The organism is Pseudomonas paralactis (genome assembly GCF_001439735.1).
GTDB lineage: Bacteria > Pseudomonadota > Gammaproteobacteria > Pseudomonadales > Pseudomonadaceae > Aquipseudomonas > Aquipseudomonas paralactis.
Genome location: NZ_JYLN01000008.1, coordinates 234467 through 255421, shown reverse-complemented (window position 1 = coordinate 255421; position 20955 = coordinate 234467). Strand labels below are relative to the sequence as shown.

Below are 20955 nucleotides of genomic sequence, written 5' to 3'. Positions count from 1 at the left end.
GGTGTTATTTATGTTGGGAACATCATTTTCCCCCTGGCCCTCGTTCACCGAAGAAGAGGCCAACGCCGTTCGTGATGTCATACTGTCGAACAAGGTCAACTATTGGACTGGGCAGGAAACTCGCCAGTTTGAGCGCGAGTTTGCCTCTTGGTCAGGCACCGATTACGCGATTGCACTTGCCAACGGCACCGTTGCGCTGGACCTGGCCCTCATCGCGTTGGGCATAGGTGAGGGCGATGAAGTCATCGTGACGTCGCGAACGTTTCTGGCCTCGGTTTCTAGCATCGTTAATGCAGGGGCCACGCCGATTTTTGCCGATGTAGATCGTGACTCGCAAAACTTTACGGCGCAATCCATTGAAGCGGTGTTAACGCCTCGCACCCGTGCAGTTATTTGTGTGCATCTCGCGGGCTGGCCGTGCGATATGGACCCAATCATCGACCTTGCCGCTCAGCATGATTTAATGGTCATTGAGGATTGCGCGCAGGCTCATGGTGCTTACTACAAAGGTCGTCCGGTCGGTTCTATCGGGCATGTCGGTGCTTGGTCATTCTGTCAGGATAAAATCATGACCACGGGTGGCGAGGGGGGGATGGTGACCACTAACGACCGTAAGCTCTGGGCTGACATGTGGGCTTATAAAGATCATGGCAAGAGTTGGGAAGCTGTCTATGAGCGTCAACACGCCCCCGGTTTTCGCTGGCTGCACGAAAGTTTTGGTACCAACTGGCGGATGTTGGAGGTCCAAGCTGTCATTGGCAGAATTCAGTTGCGTAGAATGAAGGCGTGGCAAGCTCTGCGCGAGCAGAACGCCACCCGTATATGGGACGCTGCTCGTGAACTACCAGCATTAAGGGTTCCGCTGTTTTCTGAGGATAGTGTTCACGCAGCTTATAAATGCTACGTGTTTGTACGGCCAGAGCAGTTGAAGGACGGTTGGTCTCGGGATCGAATACTGAGCGAAATCGCAGCACGTGGTGTCCCCGCTTTTTCAGGCTCTTGTTCCGAGGTTTACCTAGAAAAAGCATTCGATAATACAGGGTTGCGACCTGCTCAGCGTCTGGCAAATGCAAAGGAATTGGGTGAGACGAGTATGATGTTCCTGGTGCACCCAACGTTGACCCGCGCCGAAATGGACCTCACATGCCAAGTAATAATCGATGTCATTACAGAGGCTTCGATTGGATAGCACTTATGGATGTGTCACTGCGTATGTGTATGAATGAACGGTTTGGTTGGTACCGGAGAGGTGTTTAAGGTATATATGGATAGCTTACGAACGTATTTGTTGAGTCTTCCACGACGGCAGAAGCGTATTTTGCAAGTGGCTACAGATGTTGTTCTGGTCTGGGCCGCGCTGTGGTTGGCGTTTGTCGTTCGGCTGGGAATGGATGAGATGAGCAATCCGGTCAAGCTTCATTTGTGGTTGTTCATATGCGCTCCCGTCGTTGCTGTCCCATTGTTCATTCGCTTCGGCATGTATCGGGCCGTAATGCGCTACTTCGGCAATGATGCCCTTATCGCGATCGTCAAAGCCGTCAGCCTTTCATCATTAGTTCTAGGGTTTGTTGTTTATTGGTACGGCAACCATCAGAGCGTTGTGCCGCGTTCAATTATTTTCAACTATTGGTGGCTCAGTCTGATCATGGTGGGCGGTTTGCGCCTGGCAATGCGCCAGTATTTCTTAGGTGACTGGTTTGCTGCGGTCCAGCATGTACCATTCACAAGCCGTGAAGATGGTCTGCCTCGCGTGGCCATATATGGCGCAGGTGCTGCGGGCAATCAGTTGGTAGCTGCTTTGCGCATGGGGCGTGTTATGCGACCTGTCGCATTTATTGACGACGACACTAGTATTTCTGATCGGGTAATCTCGGGACTGCAGGTCTATAAACCTAAACATATTCAGCGAATGATTGATGCCACTGGCGCTCAGGAAATTCTCCTGGCGATTCCTTCGTCAAATCGAGCTCGTCGTCGGGAAATTTTGGGGTTTCTCGAGTGTTTTCCGCTGCACGTGCGAAGTGTGCCAGGGTTTATGGACTTGGCCAGTGGGCGGGTTAAGGTGGATGATATCCAAGAGGTGGATATCGCTGACTTGCTGGGGCGAGATGCTGTACCCGCACAGGATGAGTTGCTGGAGCACTGCATCAAAGAGCAGTGTGTGCTGGTTACCGGGGCGGGTGGGTCAATCGGTTCGGAGCTATGCAGGCAGATTTTGTCGCTTCGTCCTACCACGTTGTTATTGTTTGAGCATAGTGAATTTAATCTCTACAGTATCTTGTCAGAGCTCGAGCAGCGTATTACCCGTGAATCGCTTTCTGTACGTCTGTTGCCAATATTGGGTTCTGTTCGCAATGAGGGCAAGTTGCTGGACATCATGAAAACTTGGCGTGTTGACACGGTTTATCATGCTGCCGCCTATAAGCATGTGCCGATGGTCGAACACAACATTGCCGAAGGTGTGATGAATAATGTGATCGGTACGTTGAATACTGCCCAAGCAGCGCTGCAGGCCGGTGTTTCAAACTTTGTATTGATTTCAACCGACAAGGCTGTGCGACCGACCAATGTGATGGGTAGTACCAAGCGCCTGGCCGAGTTGACATTACAAGCTCTCAGCCGTGAGCTGGCACCTGTCTTGTTTGGGGACACGGCAAAGATCCTGCGGGTTAATAAAACGCGCTTTACCATGGTTCGTTTTGGCAATGTGCTTGGATCGTCTGGCTCCGTGATTCCACTCTTTCACAAGCAAATTAAATCTGGTGGCCCGCTCACCGTTACACATCCGAAAATCACCCGTTATTTCATGACTATTCCTGAAGCCGCCCAGTTGGTAATTCAGGCTGGATCAATGGGGCAGGGCGGAGATGTGTTTGTATTGGACATGGGAGAACCGGTTAGAATCGTCGAGCTGGCCGAAAAAATGATTCACTTGTCAGGGTTGAGTTTGCGCACTGAAAAGAATCCCCACGGCGATATCGCGATTGAGTTCACCGGTCTGCGGCCAGGAGAAAAACTCTACGAGGAGCTGCTGATAGGCAATAACGTCGTTGCCACACAGCACCCTATGATTATGAGTGCCAATGAGGATCACATTGCTTGGGACGTTCTTAAGATCAAGCTGACAGAGCTACTTTCGGCAGTAGATCAGGACGACTACGCTCGTGTTCGCCAGTTGCTGCGAGATACAGTCAGTGGCTACACACCTGATGGTGAAATTGTTGATTGGATTTATCAGCAGCGCCGCTTGGAACCTTAATGCATAGACCATAAATACGTGACGGCGCGAGGATACGAATAACCGGACTATCATCATAGTCCGGTTTTTTTAGTATTCGTAAAACCCAGAGTTGGTCTTTCGCCCCAGCTTGTTTGCCCTGACCATCTTCCTCAGTAAAGGGTGGGCTCTGTATTTTGGATCGCCTGTCTCGTTGTGCAGGGTCTCCATAATCGAAAGGTTAACATCATTTCCGATCAAGTCCGCCAAGGCAAGAGGGCCAATGGGATGGTTTGCGCCAAGCTTCATGGCCTTGTCTATCTCCTCGGCACTGGCGACGCCTTCTGCGAGTATTCCGATAGCTTCGTTGATCATCGGAATCAACATTCTGTTGACAATGAATCCGGGCGCTTCGTTAACCAATACCGGCTCTTTCCCCAAGCTTTTGGCGAAATTGAACGCCCAAGTTTCGGTTTCTTTAGAGGTAGAGAGGCCGACAATTACTTCGACAAGCTTCATGACTGGAGCGGGGTTAAAAAAATGCAGGCCTATGACATTTTCCGGTTTTGTTGTAAGGCTTGCTAACTCGGTAATTGATAGTGAGGAGGTGTTTGAGGCTATTATTGATGTGGTGTCCGCATATTGTGCGATTTCACGGAATATCCCGTGTTTTATGGACATGTCCTCGGAAACAGCTTCAATAATCAAGTCACAATTTTTTAATGCTTCATAGTGGTGAGCTGTCTGGATTTTCTGAGAGAATCTCGAAACGTCTTCTGCTGCTAATCTTTTTTTATTAATCATGCGCTCCCACAGAGCGTTCAGGTTTTCAAAAGCTTCTTCACTGCTTGCTTGAGAGCGGCCTATCCAGACTATAGACGCAGTCGCATCAGATTGCGCGAGTACTTGGACGATTCCCTTTCCCATCGTGCCTGAGCCGATGACGGCAACCTTGACTTCTTTCATATTAAATATATTCCTTTACTCTTAGGAAGACCGCAATGGTTTTGCAGGGTTTCCAAATACGGTAGTGTATGGGGCGACACTTTTGGTCACTACTGAACCCATGCCAACGACAGCACCTTCACCGATCACGATTGGCCTATCCGGTGTGCCCTGTCGAATCATCGCGCCAGTGCCAATATAGGCATGGTTTTCGATTACGACGCTTCCATTGCATTGCACATTGGGGGCAAACGTCACGTAGTCACCGATTACACAGTCATGCGCAATGTATGAGTAAAGGTTAGCGTGAAAAAATTTACCAATGGTTGCGTTTGAAGTAACAGTAGTAAAAGGGCAAAAAACAGCACCCTCGCCAATAATGTTGTGACTCAGATTAATTGAGTTCGATGCTGAGATTGAGAATGGCCTTGCACCCAGTTCTATGAGCCGCTCGGCAATAGACTGTCTGGTTTTGCTGTTGGCGATCGTAATGTTGAAGAACTTATCGCCATCCATTTTCATAAAAGTTTCGGTATCGACCACGGCATAACCGTTGATGGCCTTGTCTTGAAAATGGTCATCCACGAATAAAATTTCGAAATTTTCGTGGGATGATATTTCAGTCATTTGAGTGACTAGGGGGGCGACCTCTCTGCCAAACCCTCCGGCCCCTACGATTGCATAAATTTTCATCTTTAGCTGGTCCTTAAGCTTAATCAGGATTGACCTTGGCTCAAGCGATTCTACAGGTGAATAGTGTCAGTGTCAGTGTCAGGAGTAGGGTTTTACAGCTTGTCTGAGGCACTCAGGCTGGTTTCTCGATCGCTCGTTATACGCCTTTTCGGCATGATGGCTGAATAGTGGCATGTTCTATTGGGCCTCTGCCCTGGCACGTGCCACCCGGCTGGCCAAAAAACTGATAAGAAACGCGATCTGTTAAAGTGACCTATAACACTGCTTAAGTTCAGGTATGTTTCCAATTGTCGATCGTTAGGAGGGCGTGCTTTCGGAATGCCGAGGGCTCAGCCGGGCGCACGCCCTATCAGTAGACGAGAAAGGGTTTATTGCTCAGAAAACTCTTCAATCCATTTGGACACGATATCTTTCGGATAGCCGCGATGGAAGTGCCTGCGCCAAGGGTATGCGCTTTCTCCTGAACCATCCTTCAGCTTAATTTTGCTAGTATTGCAAATCAGTTTTGCGGGAGACCCAGCGACTACCGTATCTTGAGCTACATCTCGGCTCACGGAGCTGTGCGCACCGACTAATGCTCCTCTTTTAACCGTAACGCCTGGCAGGATGACGGACATTGTTGCAATCACCGAAAACTCTTCGATCTTAACGCCAGACATTATTTCGCTCGGCGGGTGAGGATCGTTGGTTAATACAACATAGGGGAATATCCATACATAGTTTTCTATTGTTGAATGTTGTCCTATGTGGACGTTGCTATGGCATTTTACGTAATTTCCAATTTCGCAGTGTCCTTGTATGTCGCCAAGTGTTCCTATCTGAAAGCCCGCGCCGGCGGTAGTCAGTTCTCTGATTGTAACTCTGTGCCCTGTCGTGAGGTTGTCACCAAACGAAGACCCTTCGTAAAAAACACAATGTGAACGAATAATGGACGCTTTTCCAATAATCAACGGACGTCCATTTGCCAGTTTCGTTGGTAAGCCAATTTCGCAGTAGGCACCAATTTCTGTATCATCGCCGATGGTTACGTTTTTATGGACGATACTATAGGGGCCAATTTTTACGTTGCTGCCAATTTTTGCATCGGGGTCAATAATTGCGGTTGCATGTATCATAAATTTTTCCGCTGATAGATAAGATATGAGGGGCGCCTTTGTAGCAGCATCAATGTGTGGCTAAGCTGACGTCTAACGGAAAATCATAGTATCTAATTAGTCGGGAGAGATGAAGCGCTGCGCCGTAATCCGTGAAGGGCTGTGAGTCGCTCCTGCCGTTTCCTTCGGCATAAGTGGCCGTTTGAGTGCTACCCGCTTGCTGTCCTTCGATTTTTACACCCGGGGCGGGCGGTGACTGTGAGACCGTCACATCATGCGAGATCGGATGTCGGTGGTTCGTCCAGACTAGTGCGACAGCGGACATTGAAGGTGTGCACCAGTGCCGCTTGAGATGAGAGCGCAGAGATTTCACAAAAGGCCGTAATAGCCATTGAGTCATTCTTTATCAGTACGTAAAATACGCCGATTTTTGATGCCCTACGTGAACCATCGGCAATGGTTAAGCATGTGGTTGAAAATCCTATAAAATTTTTAAAAATAACCATAATTAATACGGCGCACCCATCTATGCGAGAGCGGTTCTCATATCATCACAATCAGCATATTGACTACCGTCCAGATGTTGACGGGCTCCGCGCTTTTGCGGTTCTGGCGGTTGTTATTTTTCATGCGTTTCCATTGGCGCTAAAGGGTGGTTTCATAGGCGTAGATATTTTTTTTGTTATTTCAGGTTACTTGATTTCCAATATAATTTTCAAGAGTTTAGATAAGGGGCATTTTAGCTTTGTTGAGTTCTATATTCGTCGAGTTAGACGGATATTCCCAGCGCTGATCCTTATGATGCTTGCCTGCTTTGCAGCTGGTTGGTTCTTCTTGATGGCGGTGGAGTTCAAGTTTGTTGGGAAGCACATCGCGGCCGGGATTGCATTCGTTCAAAATATTATATTGTTCCAAGAGTCAGGGTATTTTGATACCGCTTCCGAATTAAAACCGCTGTTGCACTTGTGGTCGCTGGGGATAGAGGAACAATTTTATTTGCTTTTCCCGCTCTTGGCATTGTGCTTATGGAAGGTTAGACGCCTCGCCCTCTACGTATTGATTATATGCGTATTGTTGTCCTTTGGTATCAATATCAGCGATGTCAAAAGCGAACCCTCGGCTGCTTTCTATTTGCCGGTAGGGCGTGCATGGGAGCTGCTGGTTGGTAGCTTGCTCGCATATGAGAGTCTATACAATAGATGCACGCTGACTGGGGCATTGGCGTCATGTGGCGTCAGGAATGAGTTGACTGAGCGTCTGGCGCCGTTGGTTCGTAATGCGATTGCTGTTGCTGGTTTTTTACTGCTGGTCGTCGCGCTCTGCACTATTCATAAGGGGCTGCCTTTTCCGGGAGGCATAGCCGTTGCGCCTGTTTTGGGCGCTGCGCTGATCATCCTCGCGGGCCCTCACGCATGGTTAAATCGCAGCCTGTTCTCGCTTCGGCCAATTGTCTGGTTGGGTTTGATCAGTTATCCCCTCTATCTGTGGCATTGGCCGATTCTAACCTTTCTGAAAATCATTAATGTTGATATACCTACGATTGGAATGGTTTTGGCGGCGGTTTTATTAAGTATTGTTCTTGCGGCCGCAACCTATCTATTTTTAGAAAAGCCGTTTCGATCGATCGCTCCCTCCAAGAAAAACAGTGCCATCCTATTACTGCTCGGTGTAATTATGGGCTTGGCAGGGGGTGCTGTTTTTATAAAAAATGGTCTTCCTGAACGAATGCCTGAACGCGAAGCCTTTGCTCAGTACTTTGAGAATTCATGGCCTGAACAGGCTTATGTTGCCAAGCGTGGTCTTGCAAAAACGTACCGCTTGGAGTGCGACTTTTTTGACTTCGATAGCTATCGTGAAGGTCATCCTACCAACGATCCTATCGAGCGTATCGCTGAGTCGTGTTATACGCCACAGACTAATACCTCCGTCATGATTTGGGGCGATTCTCATGCCCAACAACTTTATCATGGGCTTCGTGAAGAAATTCCAAGTGACGTTTCGATCTTACAAGTTGCAACGTCTGGCTGCATGGCTTATTTGCCAAACGCTGATTATCCAAGAGCGAAAAATTGTGAAAAGTCTAATGCACTTGCTTTGAGCGTGATAAAGGAAAAAAGACCAGCGGTGGTGATTGTTGCCCAGTTTTCTGGACTGGATAAGTCGAATGACTTAAAGGCGCTGGCGAGTCAGCTAAAAAGTTATGGCGTGGGCGATTTAATTGTCGTGGGGCCTGTGCCTCGCTATAATCGACCGCTCTACCAGCTGATCGTTCGTAAGTATTGGCCAGATCCGCCACGTAAGATGACCACTCATTTTATTTCGGAAGTTCAAGAGGCTGATGAGTCTCTTAAACAGCTCTATAGCAGCGGGCAGGGTGGGTTTGATTATCTTTCTGCTCGAGACGTGTTCTGTGACAGTGAAGGATGTTTGGCTTATTTAGGCGCAGATCCTAAGGAGGGGCTAGTAACGTTTGATTACGGCCACTTAACGGCTGTCGCCTCAGTATTCTTATCTAGAAGTACACTTGCGCCATTGGTGATGAGCAAGTTGCATCGGGCGTTTGATAGTCAAAAAATTGATCCTCTGAAAATGAGTTATGAGTGACAGTATGTGTATGCTGAATAGAAGTAATCACACTCTGTAACGTAGCCACTTTTGACTCTCGCTCAACATCATCTAGGTTTGAGAAGCAGCTTCGGAAAAGCTGCTTTCCCTCACCGATGTCATGGAGCGTCACCAATGCAAAACCTCTACATTTCCTCCCTAATCTTCGCCTTCCTCACCAGCCTCTCCGTCGCCACCACCGCTGCGCCGTCCATCAAGCCAGAGCCCCCAACCCCGATCTCCACCCAGATGACCAAGCCCGAGCAATCCTCCAAGGTCAACCTCAACGCCGCCGACGCCGAAACCCTGCGCCGTGATCTGTTTGGTATAGGCGCTTCCAAGGCGAAGGCAATCGTTGCGTATCGCGAAAGCAACGGTCCGTTCACCGCGGTGGATGAGTTACTGGAAGTGAAAGGCATCGGCAAAGCACTGCTGGAGAAGAATCGCGACAGGTTGGTTATCAACTGAGGATGTGAATATCGCCCAGAAGGCCGGTCATTGACCGGCCTTTCCTTTATCGGGTTTGCGTCTATTTCTTTTCAATCATGCATTGGCATGAAACGTGATTACATCCCTCTCAACGATTGTTCAACAATCTTGAGGTAACCATGACACTCAGCTTGTCGTTAGCCGACCAAATAGCCCTGGAACTACGCGCCGACATCATCGGCGGGCGTTTGCTGCCGGGTGTTTCGCTCGTCGAGGCGGAGTTAGTCAAGGCGTACAACGCCTCACGCAATACCATCCGTGAGGCGCTGCATCGCCTGGGCCAAGAAGGCCTTACCCGCTATGTCCGCAACAAGGGCGTAATGGTTCGGCGCCTGGAGCGAGCAGAGGTGCGTGATCTCTTCGTAGTCCGCCGCACCCTGGAGTTGCGGGCAATAGCCCAATGTGGCCCGCTGACGGACGCTCAATCAGGGCGTATGCATAACGCCATCGACGCCACCACCCTGGCCCGGGAGCGCGAGGATTGGCGAGCGGTGGCCACCCACAGTCTTGTGTTCCACCAACAGATCGTCGCGTTGATGGGCAGCCCGTTGTTCGACGAGTTCTTCGCCCAGGTGATTGCCCAGTTGCGTCTGGTGTTTTGCGCTGCGCCGGATGAGCAGCGTTTCCAGTCGCCCTGGCTGGAGCGCGACCTAGAGATATACACGTTGTTAACCAGCAACCAAACCCAGGCTGCCAGTGAGGCGATGAGTCTGTACCTGGACGATTCAGAACACCTTTCCCTTGTTTTGTTTGATCACCCTTGATGGAGGATTGCCCCATGTACAAAGACTATCCCGCCGCGTACCAGGTCAGCAAAGGTTCGGCGTTGCAGGTGGATACGGCGTTCTATGAGCGTATTCGTGATCAGAAAGGCCAGCGTACGTTGATCGAACAGTTTGAGGTGCCGATCCGAACGGGGAAGGCGTGGAAGGTGCCCGCCGGGCATGTGTTTCGTGTGACCACGCCGGTGGGCCCGCAGGTGGGGGACTTCAACGTCTGGAATGCCAATGACCCACGCGAACGCTTGTGGGCCGCGCGCACTCGGCAGCTTCAGGGCGCTCATGTCAGTACCCATGACCGGTTGTGGTCGAACCTGCCGTTTCTAAGGCCGCTGGTGACTATTACTGACGACAGCCTCGCCAGCTACGGCATCGATGAGCACGGCGGGCGCCTGCACGACCTGCTTGGCACGCGTTGCGACCCCTATGTGAACCGTATGCTGACCGGGCAGGACTTTCATCACCATTGCCACTCGAATCTAACTCGCGCGGTATTGCCCCACGGCCTGACGGAATTCGACGTGCATGACGTGTTGAATATTTTTCAGTGCACGGGCCTGAATCACGATGACATGTACTTTATGAAAGCCTGTCCGGCGCAGAAGGGCGATTACCTTGAGTTCTTTGCCGAGATTGATTTGCTGTGTGCGTTGTCGACGTGCCCGGGTGGGGATTTGTCGTTGCCAATGTGGGGGCCGGAGGCGCAGGACCCGCTGACGGTGTGTCGTCCGTTGGGGGTTGAGATCTATAGGCTGGAGGATGAGTTGCTCAGTGGCTGGAGCCAGCCTGAGCGTGCGGCCTATAAGGGGCAACATGGGTTGCATATTGCCAAGGCGCAATGGGAGTAGGGGGCTGCTTCGCAGCCCAGCGGGAGCAAGCTCCCTCGCCACGGGGGAATAAGCGTTTATCGGTCTTGCGCATCCTTGGCATCCGCCTGCGCATTGCGCTCGGCTACGCGTTTGCGTTGTTCGTCGGTGAGTTCCACCTTGTTGGCGCTGTCACGCAGCATCATCAGGCCACCGACGATCGACCCGATCGCTACTACCATAATCAACCATGCATACCACGGCATAAGACGCTCCTTGAGGCAGAGGTTCGTGGGAGAATTTTCCCACGGTAATCACTGCTTTGAGTGACGGGCTTTCTGAGTAGTTCAGTGTAGGCCCGTTCTGCCTCATAGGCGCTATTGTCCGGTCAACATTGCATCCGCCGGCGCATCGATGCGGTCTTGTGCGGTCATCTGGAAGTAGATGAAGCCCACCGCCATAAAGCCCAGGAAGATCAGCCCGATCAGGGCATTGAACCAGGCCATCGCTACCAGGCACACCACGGCGAGTACCAGCGCAATACCCGGCACGATGGGGTAGCCCGGCGCACGGAAGGTGCGTTCCAGCAGTGGCTCGGTCTTACGCAGTTTGAACAGGCTGATCATGCTCATGATGTACATGACGATGGCGCCGAACACCGCCATGGTGATCATCGCGGCGGTCAGGGTCATGCCGCCCAGGTTGATCAGGCCGTCGCTGTAGATGGCGGCGATACCCACCACGCCGCCGGCGATGATGGCGCGGTGGGGCGTCTGGAAGCGTGAGAGTTTGGCCAGGAAGGGCGGCAAGTAACCGGCTCGGGCCAGGGCGAAGAACTGACGCGAGTAGCCGAGGATGATGCCGTGGAAGCTCGCCACCAGACCGAACAGGCCAATCCACACCAGCATGTGCAGCCAGCCGGAGCTGTCGCCCACTACGGTTTTCATCGCCTGGGGCAGTGGGTCGTTGATGTTCGACAGGGTACGCCAGTCACCCACGCCACCGGCGAAGAACATTACGCCCATGGCCAGGATCACCAGGGTGAGGATGCCGCTGATGTAGGCCTTTGGAATGGTGCGCTTGGGATCTTTGGCTTCTTCGGCGGCCATGGCCGCGCCTTCGATGGCGAGGAAGAACCAGATGGCGAAGGGGATCGCGGCAAACATACCGGCAATCGCCGGGGCACCGAAGGTGTCGGAACCGGCCCAGCCGTTGAGGGCGAAGTGGCTGAAGCTGAACGCCGGGGCAACCACACCCATAAATACCAGCAGTTCGGCGACGGCGAGTACGCACACCACCAGCTCAAAGGTGGCGGCAAGTTTGACTCCGAGGATGTTCAGGCCCATGAACACGATATAAGCGCCGACGGCGGCGTGCTTGGGGTCGAGTGCCGGGAACTGCACGTTCAGGTAGGCGCCGATGGCCAGGGCAATTGCGGGCGGAGCGAAGACGAATTCGATCAGGGTAGCCAGCCCCGCAATCAAGCCGCCTTTTTCACCAAAGGCGCGACGGCTGTAGGCAAAGGGGCCTCCGGCATGGGGAATCGCGGTGGTCAGCTCGGTGAAGCTGAAGATAAAGCAGGTGTACATCGCGGCGACCATCAATGAGGTCACTAGAAAGCCCAGGGTACCGGCGACGCCCCAGCCATAGCTCCAGCCGAAATATTCGCCGGAGATCACCAGCCCCACGGCGATGCCCCATAGGTGCAAGGTGCCCAAGGTGGGTTTGAGTTGTGTGTTCATTGTGCTGCGCTCCCTGAACCGTTTGGAATGATTCAAGGTGTTGCAGTGGCTATGCCAAGCCTCAGAACTATGTCGTAAAGCAGTGCCTATGTCGCCGGGGGGACGGTTTGGCGTTTGAATGTGGCATGAGTTGCACCACATAAGTGCGGTGGTGACTTGGCGGGCGCTTTCGCGGGCAATCCCGCTCACACATTTGACCGAGTGTTAACTGAAAGAACGCAGTCGAATGTGGGAGCCGGGCTTGCCCGCGATGAGGCCCTCCCAGCCACTGCATATCTTCCTGTAAACCCCGCATAAACCCACTCTTTACGCCATCTTTACGCCCCACCCAACACCTCGCCCTCGTTCCTTTACGCCCCTCCTGCGGACAATGCCACCACACGCGGCAATCGCCGCAAGACGGAGAAACTCCCATGAGCGTTCTGGACGCGGTGTCACTGCTATTGGCCGTGGCGCTGTTCATTTATCTGCTGGTTGCGCTGTTACGCGCGGATCGGAACTAGGAGCGGCTATGCACAGTTATGACTATTGGCTGATCATCGCCTTCTTTGCCGTGGTACTGGTGCCGGCTCCGTTCCTGGGGCGGTTCTACTACAAGGTGATGGAGGGCCAGCGCACCTGGCTCAGCCCGGTGCTGGGGCCGGTGGAAAACGCCTGTTATCGCCTGTCGGGTGTGGACGCACAGCAGGAACAAAGCTGGCAGAAGTACATGCTGGCCTTGCTCGCATTCAACCTCGCCGGCTTCCTGCTGCTGTTCTCTATTCTGTTATTTCAAGGCTCCCTCCCGCTGAACCCGCAAAACCTGCCGGGCCAGGAATGGACCTTGGCGTTTAATACCGCCGTCAGTTTCATGACCAATACCAACTGGCAGAACTACAGCGGTGAGGCGTCCCTAAGTTATCTAAGTCAGATGGCCGGCCTCACGGTGCAGAACTTCGTCAGTGCGGCGACCGGTCTCGCCGTCCTGGTCGCCTTGTGCCGTGGGATCGGGCGCAAATCTGCCCAGACCCTGGGTAACTTCTGGGTCGACATGACCCGCGCTACCCTCTACGGCCTGCTGCCGTTGTGCCTGGTGCTCGCACTGTTTCTGGTATGGCAGGGCGTGCCGCAAACCTTCGCCCACTATGTTGATGCCGTCACAATGCAGGGCGTGGACCAAGTGATTCCCTTGGGCCCGGCCGCCAGCCAGATTGCAATCAAGCAATTGGGCACCAACGGCGGTGGCTTCTTTGGCGTGAACTCGGCGCATCCGTTCGAAGACCCGACGGCCTGGGCCAATCTGTTTGAAGTGGCCTCGATCATTCTGATCCCGGTGGCACTGGTGTTTACCTTCGGCCACTACGTCAAGGATCTGCGTCAGAGCAGGGCGATCCTCGCGTGCATGCTGGCGCTGTTCTTGATCGGCGGCGCGACGTCGCTGTGGTCCGAATACCAGCCCAACCCAACCCTGAACAACCCGGCCGTAGAGCAAACCGCCCCGCTGGAGGGCAAGGAAACACGCTTCGGCACCACCGGTACCGTGCTGTGGTCGGTGACCACTACCGCGGCGTCCAACGGCTCGGTCAATGGTATGCAAGACAGCCTCAGCCCTCTGAGTGGGATGGTGGCGCTGGTCAACATGATGGTCGGCGAAGTGATCTTCGGCGGTGTCGGTGCCGGTATGTACGGCATGTTGCTTAACGTGTTGATCGCGGTGTTCCTCGCCGGCTTGATGATCGGCCGCACCCCGGAATACCTGGGCAAGAAACTCCAGGCCAGGGAAGTGCAATTGTTGGTGGTGACCCTGCTGGTGATGCCGGTTGGTGTGCTGGTGCTGAGTTCTATCGCTGCCAGCCTCCCGGGCCCGGCGGGCGCTATCAGTAACCCTGGCCCACACGGCTTCAGTCAGTTGCTCTACGCCTACACCTCGGCCAGTGCCAACAACGGTTCGGCGTTTGCCGGCCTCGGCGCCAACACACCATTCCATAACCTGATGCTGGGCCTGGGCATGTTGATCGGCCGCTTCGGCTACATCCTCCCGGTACTGGCCCTGGCCGGCAGCCTGGCGATGAAGAAAGCCGCACCGATTGGCCAGAACAGCTTCCCCACCCATGGTGCGCTGTTCGTGACTTTGTTGACCGTGACCATTTTGTTGGTGGGCGGCCTGACTTTCCTGCCGACGCTGGCGTTGGGCCCCATCGCTGAACACTTGAGCATGGGCTTCTAGTTAAGGGATATGAAAATGAATATGCCTGCAAAAAACGCGGCCCCGGTCAAACCCCAGGAGCCTGCCAAAACCGCCATCTCGGCGCTGTGGCGCCCGGCGCTGGTCCAGGCGTTCGTCAAGCTGGACCCACGCCAACTGCAACGCTCGCCAGTGATGCTGGTGGTCGAGCTGACCGCCATCCTCACCACTGTGTTGTGCTTCGTGCCCGACACCACCGTGCCCACTTTTGTAGCGGTGCAAATCGCCGTGTGGCTGTGGTTTACCGTGCTGTTCGCCAACTTCGCCGAAGCCCTGGCCGAAGGCCGCGGCAAGGCCCGCGCCGACAGCCTCAAGGCTGGCAGCGAAGGCTTGAGCGCCCGACGTCAGGAAGCCGATGGCAGCTTCAAGGTGGTGCCGGCCACCAGCCTGCGCAAGGGCGATGTGGTACGTGTTGCCGCCGGGGAAATGATCCCCGGTGACGGCGAGGTCGTCGAAGGGATTGCGGCGGTCAACGAAGCGGCGATTACCGGCGAATCCGCCCCGGTGATCCGCGAGTCCGGCGGCGACCGTTCGGCCGTCACCGGCAACACGCGGCTGGTGTCGGACTGGCTGCTCATCCGCATCACCGCCAACCCGGGCGAGTCCACCCTGGACCGCATGATCGCGCTGGTGGAAGGCGCCAAACGCCAGAAAACCCCCAACGAAGTCGCGCTGGATATTCTGCTGATCGGCCTGACCCTGATCTTTCTGCTGGTGGTCGTGACCCTGCAGCCGTTCGCCCACTTTGCCAATGGCAGCTTGCCCCTGGTGTTCCTGGTCGCACTGCTGGTGACGCTGATCCCCACCACCATTGGTGGCCTGTTGTCGGCCATCGGGATTGCCGGCATGGACCGCCTGGTACGCCTCAACGTGATTGCCAAGTCCGGCCGCGCGGTGGAAGCGGCGGGGGACGTGCATGTGTTGCTGCTGGACAAGACTGGCACCATCACCTTTGGTAACCGTCGCTGTTCGGCTGTGGTCGCGGCGCCTGGCGTCAGTGGTCGGGAATTGGCTGAAGGCGCGCTGCTGGCATCCCTGGCCGATGACACGGCGGAAGGCAAGTCCATCGTTGAATACCTGCGTGCCTTGCACCCGCAGGCCGAGCCGAGCCTGGATGAGTTGACCGCCGTACCCTTCAGCGCCGAGACCCGCTTGTCGGGTGTCGACTACCAGGGCCGCGTGTTCCGCAAAGGTGCGGTGGATTCGCTGCTGGCGTTTATCGGCCAGCAACGCAGCGAGCTGTTACCTGCGCTGTCCCGGGAAATCGACAAGATCGCCCAAAGCGGCGGTACTCCCTTGCTGGTGTGCGCTGACGGAAAATTGTTGGGTGCGATCCACCTCAAGGACGTGGTCAAGCCCGGCATCCGCGAGCGTTTTGCCGAGCTGCGCAAGCTTGGGATTCGTACCGTGATGGTCACCGGCGACAACCCGCTGACCGCCGCCGCGATTGCCGCTGAGGCGGGTGTGGATGATGTGCTGGCCGAAGCCACGCCTGAGAAGAAACTTGCACGTATTCGCCATGAGCAGAACGATGGTCGCCTGGTTGCCATGTGTGGCGACGGCGCCAACGACGCCCCGGCGCTGGCCCAGGCTGACGTCGGCATGGCCATGAACGACGGCACTCAGGCCGCACGCGAGGCGGCCAACATGGTCGACCTCGACAGCGACCCGACCAAGCTGCTTGACGTGGTACAGATCGGCAAAGAATTGCTGGTCACCCGTGGCGCGCTGACGACCTTTTCCATCGCCAACGACGTGGCCAAATACTTCGCGATCCTGCCGGCGTTGTTCGCCTCGATCTACCCGCAACTGGGCGTGCTCAACATCATGCACTTGCAGAGCCCGCAGAGCGCGATCCTTTCGGCCATTGTGTTCAACGCCTTGATTATCGTCGTGCTGATTCCCCTGGCGCTGCGCGGCGTGCGGGTGCAGGCGGCGAGTGCGGCGGCGCTGTTGCGGCGCAATCTGCTGATCTATGGGCTGGGCGGGCTGTTGGTGCCGTTCGTGGGGATCAAGGCCATCGACATGCTGCTGACCGCGCTGCACCTGGTTTGACCTGTCTGATTTATTGAGGATTTGACTATGACAAACATCATTCGCCCGGCCCTGAGTCTGCTGGTGCTCATGACTCTGATCACCGGCGTCGCCTACCCGCTGGTGGTCACTGGCGTGGCACAGGTCGCGTTCCCCGACCAAGCCAATGGCAGCCTGGTGCGCGACGCCAGCGGCAAGGTGCGCGGCTCCAGCCTGATCGCCCAGGACTTTACCGGCGACAGTTGGTTTCACCCACGTCCATCAGCAGGGGCCTTTGCGACGGTGTCCAGCAGTGCCAGTAACCTGGGCCCCAGCAATCCTGCCCTGGCGACCCGCATAATCGAGGATGCCGGCAAACAGTCAGTGCCTGGCCAGGGCCCGGTGCCATTGGCCTCCCTCACGACCTCGGGCAGCGGCCTTGATCCACACTTGCCACCGCAGGCGATTGCCTATCAACTGGCGCGAGTGGCGGCGGCGCGAAATGTGCCAGTGTCGACCTTGCAGCGGTTGCTGGATGAGCACATCCAAAGCCCTCTGGTAGGCCCGCCTGTAGTAAACGTATTGGCCTTGAACATGGCTTTGGAAGCGTTGTAAGCAAGACGATTGCCATCGCGGGCAAGCCCGGCTCCCACATTTGGAATGTATTCCACTGTGGGAGCCGGGCTTGCCCGCGATGGCGGCCTTGAAGACTCTCTATCAATACCTGAAGGAACCCCCGAGCATGAGCGACGCCGGCCGCGCCGATGCCCTGTTAGCCGATCTGCCCCGGGCGGGCCGTGGTCGGCTCAAAGTCTTCCTCGGCGCTGCGCCTGGCGTGGGCAAAACCTACGCCATGCTCCAGGCGGCCCACACCCAATTGCGCCAGGGCGTGCGCCTGATCGCCGGGGTGGTCGAAACCCATGGCCGCGCCGAGACCGAAGCCTTGCTCAGCGGCCTGCCGCAACAACCGCTGTTGCGCAGCGAATACCGTGGCGTGATGCTCGAAGAAATGGACCTCGACGGCCTGCTCGCCGCCAAGCCAAAACTGGTGCTGGTCGATGAACTGGCCCACAGCAACGCCCCTGGCAGCCGTCATGAAAAACGCTGGCAAGACATCCAGGAGCTGCTCGCCGCCGGCATCAACGTATTCACCACGGTCAACGTCCAGCACCTGGAAAGCCTCAATGACCAAGTGCGTGGCATCACTGGCGTGCAAGTGCGCGAAACCTTGCCGGACTGGGTGCTGCAAGAGGCCGACGAACTGCTGCTGATCGACTTGCCGTCCCGCGAGCTGCTTGAGCGTCTGCGTGACGGCAAGGTGTATGTGCCGGAGCAGGCCCGTGCGGCCATTGATGCGTTTTTCACCCAGACCAACCTCATGGCCCTGCGCGAGCTGGCGATGCAAACCGCCGCCGCCCACGTCGACGACGACCTGGCCCAGGGCTATCGCCAACTCGGCCAGGCCGCGCCGGCGGTTCGCGGGCGTTTGCTGGTGGGCGTGGATGGCGATGCGCAAGCCGAACGCCTGGTGCGTCATGCCAGCCGTGTGGCCCAGCGTCGGCATTTGCCCTGGAGCCTGGTGCATGTCGATAACGGCCGGGCGCGGGATGAGCAGTCGCGCTTGCGTCTGCAAAATGCCCAGCAACTGGCGGAGCGGTTGGGCGGCGAAGTGGTGTTGCTGCGTGCGGGGGAAGTCGCCAAGACCCTGATCCAGCACGCCGCCGAGCGCCGTGCCAGCTTGCTGCTGGTAGGCCAGTCGCGGATGCGCTGGCGGCGGCGCTTGTTCGGTGGCGGCCTGGCAGCGCGGCTGTTGCGCAATGCCCGCGGCCTGGAAATCAACGTCCTCGACAGCGATGACATGCCTGCACCGCCACGCCTGCCGGATGTACGCGGGTTGGTGTGGTTCGATTACGCCTTGGCGGTGGTGGCGACCCTCGCCGCTGCCGCAGTGGCCTGGGCCGTGTCCAGTGCGTTGGCGCTGCCGAACATCTCTTTGGTATTTCTCGCCGCGGTGCTGCTGGTGGCGGTGCGCAGCAGTCTGGGGCCGTCCCTGGTGTGTGCGGCACTGTCGTTTTTGACTTACGATTTTCTGTTTATCCCGCCCAATTTCTCCTTCGCTATCCAGCGTGAAGAAGACGTGCTGACCCTGTTGTTCTTTCTGTTAATGGCGGCGTTGACCGGCAACCTCGCCGCACGTCAGCGCCGCCAGTTGCAGGCGTTGCGCGATACCCAGGAAGAGACCAGCGAGCTGCTCGACCTGTCGCGCAAGCTCACGGCGGCCACCGATCGCCAAGCCGTGATCAGCGCCGCCGCCCACCATCTGCAAGGCTGGAGCGACCTTGACCTGTGCCTCGTCAATCGCGACGGTCAGGGCGGCTGGACGGTCGAAACCGGTGGCCCATTGACCCTCACCGAAGCCGAACGCGCAGCCGCCGATTGGGCCTGGCAGCATGATCAGCCGGCTGGCATGGGCACCGGCACCTTGCCGTTTGGGCGTTGGTGGTGGTGGCCGTTGTCGGGTGAAGAGGGGCCGCTGGGCTTGCTCGGTGTCAGCGCCAAACCGGGCCTGGAGTTGAGCGGGCAACGCCGGCGTTTGCTCACCGCCTTGAGCCAGCCACTGGCCCAGGCGCTGGCGCGGGCGCAGTTGGGGCAAGAGTTGGAGTCGGCGCGCTTGCACGGCGAAACCGAACAACTGCGCAGCGCCTTGCTGGCGTCGGTGTCCCACGATTTGCGCACGCCGCTGACCTCCATGCGCGGCAGCATCGATAGCCTGCTGGCCCTCGGTGAAGCCATCCCCCTGGAGGATCGTCGCGAATTGCTTGAAGGCACCCGCGATGAAGCCGAACGCCTGGACCGCTATATCCAGAACCTGCTGGACATGACGCGCCTGGGCCACGGCGCGCTGAAACTGGCACGCGATTGGGTGTCGCCCGCCGATATTGTTGGCAGCGCTCTCGGGCGTTTGCGTGCGGTGCTGGCGCCGTTGCAAGTGAGCACCGAGGTACCGTCGGAACTGCCCTTGCTGTATGTGCATGCCGCGCTGATCGAACAGGCATTGGTCAATGTGCTGGAAAACGCCGCCCGTTTTTCGCCGCCCCAGGGTCGCTTGCAGTTGAGCGCGGGCGTGCGGGATGAGCAGTTGTTTTTTGCCGTGGCGGATGAAGGGCCGGGGATTCCCGAGGAAGAGCGTGCGAAGATCTTCGATATGTTCTACACCGCTGCCCGCGGTGATCGAGGCGGGCAGGGCACCGGCCTCGGCCTGGCGATCTGCCAGGGCATGGTCGGCGCGCACGGCGGGCATATCAGCGTGGCTGAAGGCATTGAGGGGCGGGGCACCTGCATCACTTTGTTTTTACCACTGCCCACACAACCTGTTCTGGAATAATCCTGTAGGAGCGAGCTTGCTCGCGAAGGTCGTTAACGATAATGATGGCGTCCTGAATTCACGCGGCGCTAGAGGTTTTTCGCGAGCAAGCTCGCTCCTACAGGGGGTGATTTTTTAATGGATTTTGATGAGACACCATGAGCCAGACCGCGACGATTCTCGTCATTGATGACGAACCGCAGATCCGCAAATTCCTGCGCATCAGCCTGGCCTCCCAGGGCTATAAAGTGATCGAGGCCGGCACCGGCAACGAAGGCCTGGCGCAAGCGGCTCTGAACAAGCCGGACCTGCTGGTGCTCGACCTGGGCCTGCCCGACATGGACGGCCAGCAGGTGCTGCGCGAGTTTCGCGAGTGGTCGACGGTGCCGGTGCTGGTGCTGTCCGTGCGGGCCAGCGAAGGCCAAAAGGTCGAGGCCCTCGACGGTGGCGCCAATGACTACGTGACCAAACCTTTCGGCATCCAGGAGTTTCTCGCCCGCGTGCGCGCCTTGTTGCGCCAGGCACCGGCGGGCGAGACCCAGGAAGCCGCCTTGAATTTTGGCCCGCTGACGGTGGACCTGGCGTATCGCCGCGTGCTGCTGGACGGCGCCGAGGTGGCGCTGACCCGCAAGGAGTACGCGGTGCTGGCGCAACTGGCACGGCATCCGGGGCGGGTGATTACCCAGCAGCAATTGCTTAAGGACATCTGGGGCCCGACCCATACCGAAGACAGCCATTACCTGCGAATCGTGGTGGGGCACCTGCGCCAGAAACTGGCGGATGACCCGACCCAGCCTCGGTTTATCGTGACTGAGGCGGGGGTGGGGTATCGGTTGTTGAGTGCTTGAGTTCACTGCTATTAGAACTGGCCTCATCGGTGGCTTGACCAGAACAGCTTGCCCCGATAGCCATGGGTATCTACACAACTTTTGTAGCCACTGCCGACGCTAACCACGATGCGAAGCGAGTCGCTCTTGCTCTTGCT

At 56.2% G+C, this 20955-nt stretch carries 17 protein-coding genes; 12 read left to right on the top strand and 5 right to left on the bottom strand.

Going from position 1 to position 20955, the window contains the following annotated elements; translation table 11 throughout:
- Positions 1–10: 10 nt before the first annotated feature.
- Both TX23_RS20760 and TX23_RS20755 read left to right on the top strand, forming a co-directional pair.
- Positions 11–1189 (top strand): DegT/DnrJ/EryC1/StrS family aminotransferase, encoded by a 1179-nt coding sequence (locus tag TX23_RS20760; protein ID WP_057703813.1) that lies wholly within the window; start codon positions 11–13, stop codon positions 1187–1189.
- Between the two features lie 75 nt (positions 1190–1264).
- On the top strand, positions 1265–3259 hold the full coding sequence (locus tag TX23_RS20755; RefSeq protein ID WP_057703852.1) for a polysaccharide biosynthesis protein: 1995 nt from the start codon (positions 1265–1267) through the stop codon (positions 3257–3259).
- Positions 3260–3328: 69 nt separating this feature from the next.
- On the opposite strand, the gene TX23_RS20750 is transcribed toward TX23_RS20755, so the two are convergent.
- The 3 genes from TX23_RS20750 to TX23_RS27435 form a co-directional block, all read right to left on the bottom strand.
- Positions 3329–4183: a 3-hydroxyacyl-CoA dehydrogenase family protein gene (locus tag TX23_RS20750; RefSeq protein ID WP_057703812.1), complete on the bottom strand. Its 855-nt coding sequence runs from the start codon at positions 4181–4183 to the stop codon at positions 3329–3331.
- 21 nt (positions 4184–4204) lie between these two features.
- Positions 4205–4855 carry an acetyltransferase gene (locus tag TX23_RS20745; RefSeq protein WP_057703811.1) on the bottom strand — a complete coding sequence of 217 codons (651 nt, stop codon included), beginning with the start codon at positions 4853–4855 and terminating at the stop codon, positions 4205–4207.
- 368 nt (positions 4856–5223) lie between these two features.
- Positions 5224–5970 (bottom strand): N-acetyltransferase, encoded by a 747-nt coding sequence (locus tag TX23_RS27435; RefSeq protein WP_082629665.1) that lies wholly within the window; start codon positions 5968–5970, stop codon positions 5224–5226.
- A 435-nt stretch (positions 5971–6405) separates the two neighbouring features.
- Here TX23_RS27435 and TX23_RS20740 point away from each other — a divergent pair, with 435 nt between their 5' ends.
- From TX23_RS20740 to TX23_RS20725, 4 genes are all read left to right on the top strand, one after another.
- Positions 6406–8553, top strand: coding sequence for an acyltransferase family protein (locus tag TX23_RS20740; RefSeq protein ID WP_082629664.1), 2148 nt, complete (start codon positions 6406–6408; stop codon positions 8551–8553).
- Positions 8554–8688: 135 nt separating this feature from the next.
- Positions 8689–9021: a ComEA family DNA-binding protein gene (locus TX23_RS20735; RefSeq protein WP_057703809.1), complete on the top strand. Its 333-nt coding sequence runs from the start codon at positions 8689–8691 to the stop codon at positions 9019–9021.
- A gap of 140 nt (positions 9022–9161) precedes the next feature.
- The gene (locus tag TX23_RS20730; protein ID WP_057703808.1) at positions 9162–9806 is read left to right on the top strand and encodes a GntR family transcriptional regulator; all 645 of its coding nucleotides are present in this window, start codon (positions 9162–9164) and stop codon (positions 9804–9806) included.
- A gap of 14 nt (positions 9807–9820) precedes the next feature.
- Positions 9821–10669, top strand: a complete 849-nt coding sequence (locus tag TX23_RS20725; protein WP_057703807.1) for an urea carboxylase-associated family protein — start codon at positions 9821–9823, stop codon at positions 10667–10669.
- 56 nt (positions 10670–10725) lie between these two features.
- Here the strand turns inward: TX23_RS20725 and TX23_RS27430 are convergent, their stop codons facing one another.
- On the bottom strand, positions 10726–10893 hold the full coding sequence (locus TX23_RS27430) for a DUF2897 family protein (protein ID WP_003172675.1): 168 nt from the start codon (positions 10891–10893) through the stop codon (positions 10726–10728).
- Between the two features lie 111 nt (positions 10894–11004).
- Positions 11005–12369, bottom strand: coding sequence for an ethanolamine permease (eat, locus tag TX23_RS20720; protein ID WP_057703806.1), 1365 nt, complete (start codon positions 12367–12369; stop codon positions 11005–11007).
- A gap of 413 nt (positions 12370–12782) precedes the next feature.
- Between eat and kdpF the strand changes: the two genes are divergently transcribed.
- The 6 genes from kdpF to TX23_RS20690 all read left to right on the top strand — a co-directional run bounded on the left by kdpF (position 12783) and on the right by TX23_RS20690 (position 20818).
- Positions 12783–12872 (top strand): K(+)-transporting ATPase subunit F, encoded by a 90-nt coding sequence (kdpF, locus tag TX23_RS20715; RefSeq protein WP_057703805.1) that lies wholly within the window; start codon positions 12783–12785, stop codon positions 12870–12872.
- An 8-nt stretch (positions 12873–12880) separates the two neighbouring features.
- On the top strand, positions 12881–14575 hold the full coding sequence (kdpA, locus tag TX23_RS20710; protein ID WP_057703804.1) for a potassium-transporting ATPase subunit KdpA: 1695 nt from the start codon (positions 12881–12883) through the stop codon (positions 14573–14575).
- A 15-nt stretch (positions 14576–14590) separates the two neighbouring features.
- Entirely contained in the window at positions 14591–16648 is a 2058-nt protein-coding gene (gene kdpB / locus TX23_RS20705; protein ID WP_205886236.1) for a potassium-transporting ATPase subunit KdpB, read from the top strand.
- A gap of 27 nt (positions 16649–16675) precedes the next feature.
- Positions 16676–17221: a potassium-transporting ATPase subunit KdpC gene (gene kdpC / locus TX23_RS20700; RefSeq protein WP_057703802.1), complete on the top strand. Its 546-nt coding sequence runs from the start codon at positions 16676–16678 to the stop codon at positions 17219–17221.
- A gap of 127 nt (positions 17222–17348) precedes the next feature.
- Positions 17349–19991, top strand: a complete 2643-nt coding sequence (locus tag TX23_RS20695; RefSeq protein WP_057703801.1) for a sensor histidine kinase — start codon at positions 17349–17351, stop codon at positions 19989–19991.
- A 137-nt stretch (positions 19992–20128) separates the two neighbouring features.
- Entirely contained in the window at positions 20129–20818 is a 690-nt protein-coding gene (locus TX23_RS20690; protein WP_057703800.1) for a response regulator, read from the top strand.
- Positions 20819–20955: the final 137 nt, after the last annotated feature.

Bases quoted from the DNA above. Each gene is read 5' to 3' on its own strand.
- TX23_RS20745 (WP_057703811.1), bottom strand. From the start codon at position 4,855: ATGAAAATTTATGCAATCGTAGGGGCCGGAGGGTTTGGCAGAGAGGTC.
- TX23_RS20750 (WP_057703812.1), bottom strand. From the start codon at position 4,183: ATGAAAGAAGTCAAGGTTGCCGTCATCGGCTCAGGCACGATGGGAAAG.
- TX23_RS20690 (WP_057703800.1), top strand. From the start codon at position 20,129: ATGAGCCAGACCGCGACGATTCTCGTCATTGATGACGAACCGCAGATC.
- TX23_RS20725 (WP_057703807.1), top strand. From the start codon at position 9,821: ATGTACAAAGACTATCCCGCCGCGTACCAGGTCAGCAAAGGTTCGGCG.
- kdpF (WP_057703805.1), top strand. From the start codon at position 12,783: ATGAGCGTTCTGGACGCGGTGTCACTGCTATTGGCCGTGGCGCTGTTC.
- TX23_RS27435 (WP_082629665.1), bottom strand. From the start codon at position 5,970: ATGATACATGCAACCGCAATTATTGACCCCGATGCAAAAATTGGCAGC.
- kdpC (WP_057703802.1), top strand. From the start codon at position 16,676: ATGACAAACATCATTCGCCCGGCCCTGAGTCTGCTGGTGCTCATGACT.
- TX23_RS20760 (WP_057703813.1), top strand. From the start codon at position 11: ATGTTGGGAACATCATTTTCCCCCTGGCCCTCGTTCACCGAAGAAGAG.
- TX23_RS20730 (WP_057703808.1), top strand. From the start codon at position 9,162: ATGACACTCAGCTTGTCGTTAGCCGACCAAATAGCCCTGGAACTACGC.
- kdpA (WP_057703804.1), top strand. From the start codon at position 12,881: ATGCACAGTTATGACTATTGGCTGATCATCGCCTTCTTTGCCGTGGTA.
- TX23_RS27430 (WP_003172675.1), bottom strand. From the start codon at position 10,893: ATGCCGTGGTATGCATGGTTGATTATGGTAGTAGCGATCGGGTCGATC.
- kdpB (WP_205886236.1), top strand. From the start codon at position 14,591: ATGAATATGCCTGCAAAAAACGCGGCCCCGGTCAAACCCCAGGAGCCT.
- TX23_RS20695 (WP_057703801.1), top strand. From the start codon at position 17,349: ATGAGCGACGCCGGCCGCGCCGATGCCCTGTTAGCCGATCTGCCCCGG.
- TX23_RS20755 (WP_057703852.1), top strand. From the start codon at position 1,265: ATGGATAGCTTACGAACGTATTTGTTGAGTCTTCCACGACGGCAGAAG.
- TX23_RS20735 (WP_057703809.1), top strand. From the start codon at position 8,689: ATGCAAAACCTCTACATTTCCTCCCTAATCTTCGCCTTCCTCACCAGC.
- eat (WP_057703806.1), bottom strand. From the start codon at position 12,369: ATGAACACACAACTCAAACCCACCTTGGGCACCTTGCACCTATGGGGC.
- TX23_RS20740 (WP_082629664.1), top strand. From the start codon at position 6,406: ATGGTTAAGCATGTGGTTGAAAATCCTATAAAATTTTTAAAAATAACC.